The following is a 10299-nucleotide window of genomic DNA, read 5'->3' on the forward strand; positions in this document are numbered from 1 at the left end:
GGGACGTCGCGCGCACGCGTGGGTGACGTCTGCCTACTTCACGCGCGACGTGCTGTGTTTGGGCGGAAGCATCGTGCCATGTCACGTATCGCCTATATCGGTGTGCTCACCGCCGGCGCGGTGTTGACGTTCGTCGCTCTGCACGGTGCCGCTCCGGAGGCCTCGGCCTCCGGAGATGGCCGGGTGTGCGCCGCTGCGTGGTGCCCGAAAGAACGTCCAGGGTGGAGAACGCCTTCGCCGAGAGGTGAGGAACCTCCCACGTCGACGAAGCCGTCCACCTGGACCAAGCCGTCGACGACCACCACCACATGCACCGAGACGACGACGTCTCCGAGTTCGACAACGTCCTCGTCCACCACCACTCCACCGACGTCAACATCTACGTCCACGTCGACGCGCACCACCACGTCGCCGCCGACCTCGACGACCACAACGACTCGGCCGACGACGACCACTCCACCGACGACGACCAAACCGGTCGCGAAGCCTCCGCGCCACCAGGACAACCGCCTGGCCAGCACCGGCGCTTCCACCGGCTGGATCCTGCTGCTCGGCGTGCTGCTCCTCACAGGCGGCGTGCTCCTGTTGGTGATCGACCGCGCCAGGCGGGTCTCCCGGCGCTGACCGTCAGAAACTGTCGGTGGTCCTCGTCACACTGGTGACATGCGAATCGACCAACTGCGGGAACGCAGCGATCTCGGTGTCATCAGTGCCGGCGCATTGAAGTCGCTGGGTGTCTCCGATCCCTGGCGGCGGTGCGCCTCGGGCGGGCCGTGGCAGCGCATGTACCCCGGTGTCGTGCTGCTGCACACGGCCCGCCCACGCGCGACCAACAGGTCACCGCGGCCCTGTTGCGTGCGGGGCCGGGTGCCGTGGTCAGCGGCGCCGAGGCGTGCCGCCGGCACGGGCTGCCCGCTCGAGGTGCCGAGATCCACGTGCTGGTGCCGGGTTCGGTGCGTGGCAGCGGTTCGCTGATCGTGGAACGCGCCTCGCCGATGCCGCCGCCCGCCGACGTCGGCGGGTTTCCGGTCGTGCGAGCGGAACGGGCCGTCGTGGACGCGTGCCGCCAGATGCGTTCGGTCGACGAGGCCACGGCTCTGGTCGCCGCAGCCATCCAAAAGGGCCGCTGCACGCCCGAAAGTCTCCGTGCGGAGGCCCGTACCAACCGCTATGGCACGAAGCTAGTCCGTGCCGTCCTGAAGGAACTGGGGCGCGCGGAATCGGTGGCGGAACGGGACGCGCGGCGGCTCTCGCGGCGGATCCGGCTGACCACACCGCACTGGAACGTCACGATCGCCGACTCCGACGGCCTGATCATCGGCAGACCGGATGCCTGGTACGACGACGTGGGGCTGGCCTGGGAGATCGACTCGAAGGCCTTCCACTACGGACCGCGTGACTACGAGCGGACCCTCGCACGCAACAGCCGTTATGCCGCAGCCGGAATCCTCGTCGTCCAGACGTTGCCGACTCGCTTGCGCGACAATCCGGACGCGGTTGCGCGGGAGCTGAAGAAAGCGCACGCAGCTGCGGCGGCACGCCCTCGGCCGCCGGTGCGCATCGTGCGTCTCGATCACTCCGCGACTTCTGGTGACCCACCGCGGAAGTCGAACCGGTAGACACCGTGCCCACCGACCACCACCAGGTCGGTGTTTCCGGCCCAGTCACATCCGGCGACCGTGCCGTCGAGGCGAATGGAGGTGAGGCACTGCCAGCCGGCACCGTCGTAGATCCGGACGATCTGGTCTTTCGTCACCACGGCGACCAGGGAGTGGTCCGGCGTCCAAGCGGCTCCCTCGACGTTGGAGCTGATTTCCGTCAGGACGGTCTTGCGGGCCCACGTGTCGGTGCACCACACCTGCAGGGCGTCCTTGACTCCGACGAGCAGCCAGCGATCATCTGGTGAAACGATTGCTCCAGTGGGCCGCGTGCCTGCGTCGACAGTCGCGATCGCCTCGCCCGTGGCCGGTGCGAGGACGAAAACCGTGGTGTCGGTGGCAACCACTACTGAGCCACCGGACGGAGCGACGGCTGCTCCGACGATCTCCGGCGGTGCCGATCGCCGCAGGAGTGGTAGGGCCCGGCGTGGGCTTTCCGGCATCGGACGGTCGGCCAGTCGTACCGAGTCGCCGTCGACCACGACGAACCTGGGCGGGCCCCACTTGTCGACGTCCCACAACAGAGCCTGCCCTCCGGATTCGGCGCAGACGAATGAACCACCGCCGGTGGCGGCGCCGAGCGTGTTGCCCTCGGGATGCGCCAGCACTCGGCCGGCACGCCAGTCATTCGCGTCGCAAAGGAGGATTTCGCTGACCAGTTCCACCAGCAGTTGCTCGCCGCCGTGAAGCGCTACGAGCCTGTAGGCGCGGCTCGCGAACTCGAGCTCCAGTGTGGGCTCGGGAGGTGCGAGCCTCTGGATGATCGTGCTCGTCGGCGTCCCGATTGCCAGCCAGCTGCCGTCCGGTGCCGCGGCACAGGTGGATGCCGCAGTGTGCTGCGTCCGTTCTGATGCCAGCGTGGGATCCCAGAGCCGTGCGGTGCTGTCGGCGCTCGTCGAGGCGAGCGTGGAACCGTCGGGAGAGAAGGCCAGAGCGTTGATCGCTGAGCCGTGGGCGGCGATCTGTCCGACCGGACACCACTCCGCGACGCTCCAGATGGTGATCATGCCTTTGTCGTCACCGGTGGCGAGCAAGTCTCCACGCGGGGAGAAGGTGACCGCGGTCAGATCGGTGTGGTGCCTCAGCATGCGCGCGGGCTGGCCGGGCCGGGCCAGGTCGTGCACGGCGAGACCGAAGTTGCCGGCAAGCGCTGCGAAGCGGTGACTCGGGTCCACCGCAGTGCTGTCGACCGAGTAGCTCGTCTGCAGCTCGGTGAACGTGGCGTACTTACCGGTGTCCATGTCCCACAGCCTGACCAGGCCGTCATCGACACCCAATACCGTTGTGCCGGTCAGCGCGACGCAGTGCCCGAGATCCTGTTCGATCTTGAACTGTCGCAGCTTCTTTCCCGTGACCGCGTCCCACACGATCAGCTGGTTCCGCCCGTCGGCCACGACCAGCGTGCGGCTGTCCGCCATGAAGGTGAAACACCTGATCGCGCTGCGGCCTTCGAGAACGGCCTGCACTGTCCAAGTGCCGGTGTCGAACACATGGACCACTGAACGGAAACCTTCGACCGCGAGCCACCTGCCGTCAGGCGAGAGTGCACTTTCGCTGAACAGCCAGGTGTTTGTGGTGATGACCTGCAACACCCGACCACTTGACGGATCCCATACACGAATCGTGTTGTCTGCGCCGACTGTGGCGAGCCACGCTCCGGTGGGAGAGAAGGCGCATCCTTTCACGGCGCGGTCGTGACCGGTGAGTACCCGGTTCAACGCGGGGTCGGGCAGATCCGGCATCGGAGCGCTCGGCACGAGCCGTGGCACCCCTCGCGTTTCCGCGATCGCGGCTTCGTGCAGCTTGCTCAGCGCCGGATAGTGTGCGAGCCGATGAGCCAGGGCGTTGACCACCGCGTGTTCGGGGACGGTTGGGGTGAGTATGTGCCCCAGTTGGTCGAGGAACCGGGTGAGCTCACGGCTGTGCTCGTTGTCGACGAGCGCGACGTCCTCGGCGACGGCAACCGGACCGAACCTCCGCAGCTTCCCGATGAGCCAGGCAGGGGCCTCGACGAGCGCGGCGAGTTCCTCGGTCCGTTGAGCACCGGTGAGGTGGTAGGCGAGGGTGCGCCACAGGTGTTCCTGTTCGCCGGGAATCTGCCACCACCCGGCCGGATCCGGAGGAAGCGTCGCGGCGACAGCGTCGAGAAGGGCGTTGTGCAACACGGTGAGGCGGTCGAGCCCGCATTCATGGCGCAGGTAGGAACGAATGACGTCGTGCAGGCGGACGCGACGCTGACCTGTCGCCAGCGAGAGGTCCACGATCTCCGCACACAGCCGGTCGGTCTCGTCGGACGACAGTCCTGCGGTGCGCCGCCAGAGCAACGCGATCAGATCCCGCGGAATCTCCGTGTCCTCGGGGAAGATCGCCAGCTCGACGACACGGTCGCGACGTTCGCCGAGCAAGCCCAGCGACGATTCGAGCGTGGTCGCGACCGTGCGGTCCCGGCGGGCCGCGTCAGTCACGTCGAGCGCGGCCGGACCCAGGTCCTGCAAGCTTCGCAACAGCTTTTGAGCCGTCTCGGTGACGTCGGCGCCGCTGCGAGCCGCACGCCGCAGAGCGGCGTTGGCCAGGCTGAGCGCGAGCGGCCATCGTCCAGTGATTTCGAGCAGACTTTCGCTGACGGAGTCAGGCAGTTCGGCGATGCCACTGCTCATGAGTGCCCGTGCTTGTTCGGGTCTCATCTGGTCGACTTCGACCGGCTCCGCGTCGTCCGGCAGGAGGTCGGGAAACCGGGTGGTCACCAGAAGCGTGCAGCCGCGGCCCGCATCGAGGAACGGGCGCAACTGCTCGGCGGTCCAGACGTCGTCCACGACGAGCAGTGATCTGCCGCGTTCCTTCAGCAGCGCACCCAGGTACATGCCTGCCTGCTCCGGCTGGGTGAAACCGGGGTTCTGACGTTCGACGGACTTGATGACGCCGTTGATCGTGTCGGCGAGTGCTGCGCCGCGCACCTCTTGTCCGATGGTGACCCACCAGATGTTCCCTGCGAACGCCGCCTCGATCTCGTCGTTTGCGCAGATCTCCTTGGCGAGCGTCGTCTTGCCGAACCCGCCGGCGCCCCACAGGCCGGTCGTGATGGCGACCTTGCGACTCCCGGTGCCCAGCAGGAGGCGAACGATCTTCCCCGACAGCTCAGGCCTGGCAACGATTCCGCTGGCCGAGGTCACCGCCGGTGCTCCGAGAGGCTTGGTCCGGCCGGCTGAGGCCTGCCACACCGCCAGCGCGACCCAGACGCCGGACAGTGCCGCGAGCAGCGCGAAGATCGTCCAGCTCCACCCCGACGTCAGCACGTTGACGACGATCGCCACGGCGATGCTGATCACGGTGACTGCTGCCGCTGTCGATGTCTGCTTCGTCAACGTGGCTCCACGATGGGTCCGGTCGTGCGCGTCCGGAAAGGCTTACCACGCGTGCATGCCGACACGAGGTGGCTCGCGCAAAGCGAAGCGCCGCGCCCCCAACGGGAACGCGGCGCCTCGAAGCAACCCGAACTCAGACGCGCTTGAACAGCAGCGCCCGCTTCACTTCCTGGATCGCCTTGGTGACCTGGATGCCACGCGGGCAGGCGTCGGTGCAGTTGAACGTGGTCCGGCACCGCCACACGCCGTCGATGTCGTTGAGGATGTCGAGCCGCTCCTCAGCGCCCTCGTCACGCGAGTCGAAGATGAACCGGTGCGCGCTCACGATCGCCGCAGGGCCGAAGTACGAGCCCTCGGTCCAGTAGACCGGGCACGAGGTCGTGCAGCAGGCGCACAGGATGCACTTCGTGGTGTCGTCGAAACGCTCGCGGTCGGCGGCCGACTGGATGCGCTCGCGCGTCGGCTCGTTGCCGTAGGTCACGAGGTACGGCTTGACGGCGCGGAACGCTTCGAAGAAGGGCTCCATGTCGACGAGCAGGTCCTTGTTCACCGGCAGGCCCTTGATGGGCTCGATGGTGATCGTGGTGTGCTTGTCGCCCTTTTGCAGCAGGTCCTTCAGCAGAACCTTGCACGCCAGGCGGTTCACGCCGTTGATGCGCATGGCGTCCGAACCGCAGATGCCGTGCGCGCAGGAACGACGGAAGGTCAGCGTGCCGTCCACGTACCACTTGATGTGGTGGAGCAGGTTCAGCACGCGGTCAGAGGGCAGCGCCGGGATGTCGAACGAGTCCCAGCGCGGCTCGTCGTCGAACTCCGGGTTGAACCGGCGGATCTTGACGGTGACCGTGACAGCGCCGTCCGGAACCGGCGGCTGGGAGCCGCGCGAGCCAGTGGTGGTTTCAGCGGTGGCGGTCATCAGTACTTGCGCTCCATCGGCTTGTACCGGGTAAAGGTCACGGGCTTGTAGTCGAGGCGGATGTCCGCGGTCAGACCCTCACCCTGCTTGTAGAACATGCTGTGGCGCATGAAGTTCGTGTCGTCGCGGTTCGGGTAGTCCTCGCGGGCGTGTCCGCCGCGGGACTCCTTGCGCGCCAGTGCGCCGTGCACCAGGACCTCGGCCAGCTCCAGCAGGAAGCCGAGCTCGACGGCTTCCAGGAGGTCCGTGTTGAAGCGCTTGCCCTTGTCCTGCACGGAGATGTGGGCGTAACGCTCCTTGAGCGCCTGCACGTCGTGCAGGGCCTGCTTCAAGGTGTCTTCCGTGCGGTACACGGACGCGTTGGCGTCCATGGTGGCCTGCAGCTCGGTGCGGATGTCCGCGACGCGCTCCTGGCCGTGCTCGGACAGAGCGAGCGCGACCTGAGCCTCGACCTGAGCGGCCGGGTTCTCCGGCAGCTCGACGTGCTCGTCACGCGACAGCGCGTACTCCGCGGCGGCGATGCCGGCGCGGCGGCCGAACACGTTGATGTCCAGCAGCGAGTTGGTGCCGAGGCGGTTCGCGCCGTGCACCGAGACGCATGCGCACTCACCGGCGGCGTAGAGGCCGGGGACGACGTTGTCGTTGTCCCGCAGCACTTCGCCGTGGATGTTCGTCGGGATGCCGCCCATCGCGTAGTGCGCGGTCGGGTACACCGGGACGGGCTCGACGACCGGGTCGACGGCCAGGTAGGTGCGCGCGAACTCGGTGATGTCCGGGAGCTTCGTCTCCAGCACCTCGGCGCCGAGGTGCGTGCAGTCGAGCAGCACGTAGTCCTTGTTCGGGCCGGCGCCACGGCCTTCCAGCACCTCCAGCGCCATCGAGCGGGCCACGATGTCGCGCGGCGCCAGGTCCTTGATGGTCGGGGCGTAGCGCTCCATGAACCGTTCACCCGAGGCGTTGCGCAGGATCGCGCCCTCGCCGCGAGCACCCTCGGTCAGCAGGATGCCGAGACCCGCGAGGCCCGTCGGGTGGAACTGGTAGAACTCCATGTCCTCCAGCGGCAGGCCCTTGCGGAAGATGATGCCCATGCCGTCACCGGTGAGCGTGTGGGCGTTCGACGTGGTCTTGAAGACCTTGCCGAAACCACCTGTCGCGAACACCACGGACTTGGCCTGGAAGACGTGGATCTCGCCGGTCGCGAGCTCGTACGCGACGGCGCCGGTGCAGACCGGGCCGTTCTCCGTCTCGGTCAGGCAGATGTCGAGGACGTAGAACTCGTTGAAGAACTCGATGCCGTGCTTGACGCAGTTCTGGTACAGCGTCTGCAGGATCATGTGACCGGTGCGGTCCGCGGCGTAGCAGGCGCGGCGCACGGCGGCTTCACCGTGGTTGCGCGTGTGCCCGCCGAACCGGCGCTGGTCGATCTTGCCCTCGGGCGTGCGGTTGAACGGCAGGCCCATCTTCTCGAGGTCGAGAACGGCGTCGATGGCCTCCTTCGCCATGATCTCGGCGGCGTCCTGGTCGACCAGGTAGTCGCCGCCCTTGATCGTGTCGAAGGTGTGCCACTCCCAGTTGTCCTCCTCGACGTTGGCGAGGGCGGCGCACATGCCGCCCTGGGCCGCGCCGGTGTGCGAACGCGTGGGGTAGAGCTTGGTGAGCACCGCGGTGCGGGCGCGCTGGCCGGACTCGATCGCCGCGCGCATTCCGGCACCACCAGCGCCGATGATGACTACGTCGTACTTGTGGAACTGCATTGTGGTGGGCTCCCCGCGCGGGTCAGTTCGAGATGTTCGGGTCGAAGGTGAAGATCACGAACGTGCCGAGCGAGACGATCAGCACCATCGAGACGTAGAGCAGCATCTTCAACCAGAACCGGGTGGTGTCCTTGCGGGCGTAGTCGTTGATGATCGTCCGCACGCCGTTGCCGCCGTGGATCTGCGCGAGCCAGAGCATCGCGAGGTCCCAGAACTGCCAGAACGGGGACGCCCAGCGGCCGGCCACGAAACCAAAGTTGATCTTGTGGATACCGCCGTCGAGGATGTTCATGATGAACAGGTGGCCCAGGACCAGGACCACGAGCAGCAGGCCGGAAAGGCGCATGAACAGCCAGCTGTAGAGCTCGCCGTTGCTGCGACGGGCCGCGGGGCGGCGCGGCTGGCGGGGCTTGTCGAGTGCGAGAGACATGGTCAGTGACCCCCAACCAGCTCGGAGATCGTGCGCTCCATCATGAAGTAGAAGCCGGGGATCATCACGACCACCCAGACGGCCAGCACGGTCCAGAGCATGACCCGCTGGTACTTGGCGCCCTTCTCCCAGAAGTCGACCAGCATGACCCGGATGCCGTTGAGCGCGTGGTAGAGCACGGCGCCGACGAGGCCGACCTCGAAGAGGTTCACGACCGGGTTCTTGTAGGTCTCGATCACCGCGTCGTACGCGTTCGGCGACACCCGCACGAGTGCGGTGTCGAGCACGTGGGTGAAGAGGAAGAAGAACGTGAGGACACCGGTGATCCGGTGGGCGACCCAGGACCACATGCCCAGATCTCCGCGGTAGAGCGTCCCACCCCCTCGGGTGGTGCCCGACCGCTCGGGTGCGCCTGCGCTGGTCATGCGCCGCGGCCTCCAACGTCAGTGGTGGTGGTCGGTGAACAGTTCTGCCCGACCATGACCGGAAAATCCTAGTCCCGCACGTCGGGACGGACCCAGCAGGCGCACCCGCTCTGTGATCGATGAGACACGCTGTCGATCGGCCAAGCGGTCTTTATCGATCCCGAAATGCGGTCCACGCCACAAGTGGCGCGCGCGTACCGGGAAAAAGAGGACGGCGGCCCGGACCTCCGCCTTGGTCCGGGCCGCCGTCGTCGGCAAGGGCACTTGCCACCCCCTACACGATCGCGAGCCCGCAACCGGTTCAACGCCGGGCGAAGAAATTTCGTCGAACACCGAATCCCAGGTCATCGGTGTGGACGGCCCGGCGCGCTGGACTGCTCCGTTTGGACGACGATCAGTGTGGCGAAGCGGCTGACGAGGACCTTTCCGCCACGCGCCGAACACGAGTGATCACCACTCGTACGGCCAAAGCGTCGAATGCGTAACCGATTTGGGTCTTTGTAGGTGCTGGCGGCAACGGGGTTGGTTACTAAGAGGTACGGTGCCGCGTCTAGGACCCAACAACGTCGTTGGGGAGGAATCTCAGGGAGGAGACGCGCCGTGCGTCGTCGTATGCGGGGTGTCGCGGTCGCCGCGATCGCGTTGACCAGCGTGATGACTATGGCCGCCTGCGCGAAGGACTCGGGTGGCGGAAACAACTCGAACACCGGCAGTGGTGCCGCTTGCGAGTACGCCACGCCTCCCACCGCGCCTGCCACCTCGAACACCAGTGCCGCCAACGGTGACAAGGTGGACGGCAGCGCGCTGAAGGTCGGTCTGGCCTACGACATCGGTGGCCGTGGCGACGCGTCGTTCAACGACTCCGCCGCCGCCGGTCTCGACAAGGCCCTCACCGACTTCGGCGTCAAGAAGGAGAACACCAGGGAGCTCTCCGCCGCGCCGAACGAGGACGAGTCCGCCAAGCAGACCCGTCTGCGCCAGCTGGCCACCGAGGGCTTCAACCCGATCATCGGTGTCGGCTTCGCCTACGCCGAGTCGATGAAGGTCGTCGCGCCGCAGTTCCCGAACGTCAAGTTCGGCCTGGTCGACTCCGTCGTCGAAGGCGCGACCAACGTGACGCCGCTGCTGTTCGCCGAGCAGGAGGGCTCCTTCCTGGCCGGCGTCATCGCCGCGTACCAGAGCAAGAAGTGCCACGTCGGCTTCGTGGGCGGCGTCGAGATCCCGCTGATCCAGAAGTTCGAGGCCGGCTACTTCCAGGGTGCCAAGGCCGCCGCGCCGAAGATCCAGATCGAGAAGAAGTACATCACCCCCGCCGGTGACTTCACGGGTTTCCAGGACGCGCCGAAGGGCCAGGAAGCCGCCAAGGGCCAGATCGACAAGGGCGCCGACGTGATCTACCAGGCCGCGGGTGCGTCCGGTAAGGGCGTCTTCTCCGCCGCCAAGCAGGGTGGCGTGCTGGCGATCGGTGTCGACTCCGACCAGTACAACCAGGCGACCGTCGCCGACACCAAGGACGTCATCGTCTCCTCGATGCTCAAGCGCGTCGACGTCGCGGTGTACGACTTCATCAAGGCCGTCGCGAAGAACGACCTCACGTCGCTGCCGAAGGTCTTCGACCTGAAGGTGAACGGTGTCGGTTACGCCACGTCGGGTGGCAAGATCGACGCGAAGCTGCAGGGCATCCTCGAGGGCTACAAGGCCCAGATCATCGAGGGCAAGATCAAGGTCGCGGACAAGCCGTAACGCGAAGACCC

At 66.8% G+C, this 10299-nt stretch carries 8 protein-coding genes; 2 read left to right on the forward strand and 6 right to left on the reverse strand.

Annotated elements, in window-relative coordinates; translation table 11 throughout:
- Positions 1–92: 92 nt before the first annotated feature.
- The gene (locus tag FXN61_RS15500) at positions 93–569 is read right to left on the reverse strand and encodes a hypothetical protein (RefSeq protein WP_167974513.1); all 477 of its coding nucleotides are present in this window, start codon (positions 567–569) and stop codon (positions 93–95) included.
- Positions 570–851: 282 nt separating this feature from the next.
- Between FXN61_RS15500 and FXN61_RS15505 the strand changes: the two genes are divergently transcribed.
- Positions 852–1619, forward strand: a complete 768-nt coding sequence (locus tag FXN61_RS15505) for a hypothetical protein (RefSeq protein WP_167974515.1) — start codon at positions 852–854, stop codon at positions 1617–1619.
- On the opposite strand, the gene FXN61_RS15510 is transcribed toward FXN61_RS15505, so the two are convergent.
- The 5 genes from FXN61_RS15510 to sdhC all read right to left on the reverse strand — a co-directional run bounded on the left by FXN61_RS15510 (position 1574) and on the right by sdhC (position 8545).
- Positions 1574–5020: an NB-ARC domain-containing protein gene (locus FXN61_RS15510; RefSeq protein WP_167974518.1), complete on the reverse strand. Its 3447-nt coding sequence runs from the start codon at positions 5018–5020 to the stop codon at positions 1574–1576. The genes FXN61_RS15505 and FXN61_RS15510 overlap by 46 nt on opposite strands.
- Before the next feature lie 133 nt (positions 5021–5153).
- On the reverse strand, positions 5154–5936 hold the full coding sequence (locus FXN61_RS15515; RefSeq protein ID WP_167974520.1) for a succinate dehydrogenase iron-sulfur subunit: 783 nt from the start codon (positions 5934–5936) through the stop codon (positions 5154–5156).
- Positions 5936–7690, reverse strand: coding sequence for a succinate dehydrogenase flavoprotein subunit (sdhA, locus tag FXN61_RS15520; protein ID WP_167974522.1), 1755 nt, complete (start codon positions 7688–7690; stop codon positions 5936–5938). Before sdhA ends, FXN61_RS15515 begins: the two co-directional genes overlap by 1 nt.
- A gap of 22 nt (positions 7691–7712) precedes the next feature.
- Positions 7713–8120, reverse strand: a complete 408-nt coding sequence (locus FXN61_RS15525) for a succinate dehydrogenase hydrophobic membrane anchor subunit (protein WP_376770652.1) — start codon at positions 8118–8120, stop codon at positions 7713–7715.
- 2 nt (positions 8121–8122) lie between these two features.
- Complete coding sequence (gene sdhC, locus FXN61_RS15530; protein WP_167974524.1) at positions 8123–8545, reverse strand: succinate dehydrogenase, cytochrome b556 subunit; 423 nt, start codon at positions 8543–8545, stop codon at positions 8123–8125.
- 612 nt (positions 8546–9157) lie between these two features.
- Here sdhC and FXN61_RS15535 point away from each other — a divergent pair.
- The gene (locus FXN61_RS15535) at positions 9158–10288 is read left to right on the forward strand and encodes a BMP family lipoprotein (protein WP_167974574.1); all 1131 of its coding nucleotides are present in this window, start codon (positions 9158–9160) and stop codon (positions 10286–10288) included.
- Positions 10289–10299: the final 11 nt, after the last annotated feature.

This window comes from Lentzea indica, from assembly GCF_012184385.1.
In the GTDB taxonomy this organism is placed as follows: domain Bacteria; phylum Actinomycetota; class Actinomycetes; order Mycobacteriales; family Pseudonocardiaceae; genus Lentzea; species Lentzea indica.

Excerpts from the sequence above, each read along its gene's own strand:
- FXN61_RS15525 (WP_376770652.1), bottom strand. The coding sequence starts at position 8,120 with ATGTCTCTCGCACTCGACAAGCCCCGCCAGCCGCGCCGCCCCGCGGCC.
- sdhA (WP_167974522.1), bottom strand. The coding sequence starts at position 7,690 with ATGCAGTTCCACAAGTACGACGTAGTCATCATCGGCGCTGGTGGTGCC.
- FXN61_RS15515 (WP_167974520.1), bottom strand. The coding sequence starts at position 5,936 with ATGACCGCCACCGCTGAAACCACCACTGGCTCGCGCGGCTCCCAGCCG.
- sdhC (WP_167974524.1), bottom strand. The coding sequence starts at position 8,545 with ATGACCAGCGCAGGCGCACCCGAGCGGTCGGGCACCACCCGAGGGGGT.
- FXN61_RS15535 (WP_167974574.1), top strand. The coding sequence starts at position 9,158 with ATGCGGGGTGTCGCGGTCGCCGCGATCGCGTTGACCAGCGTGATGACT.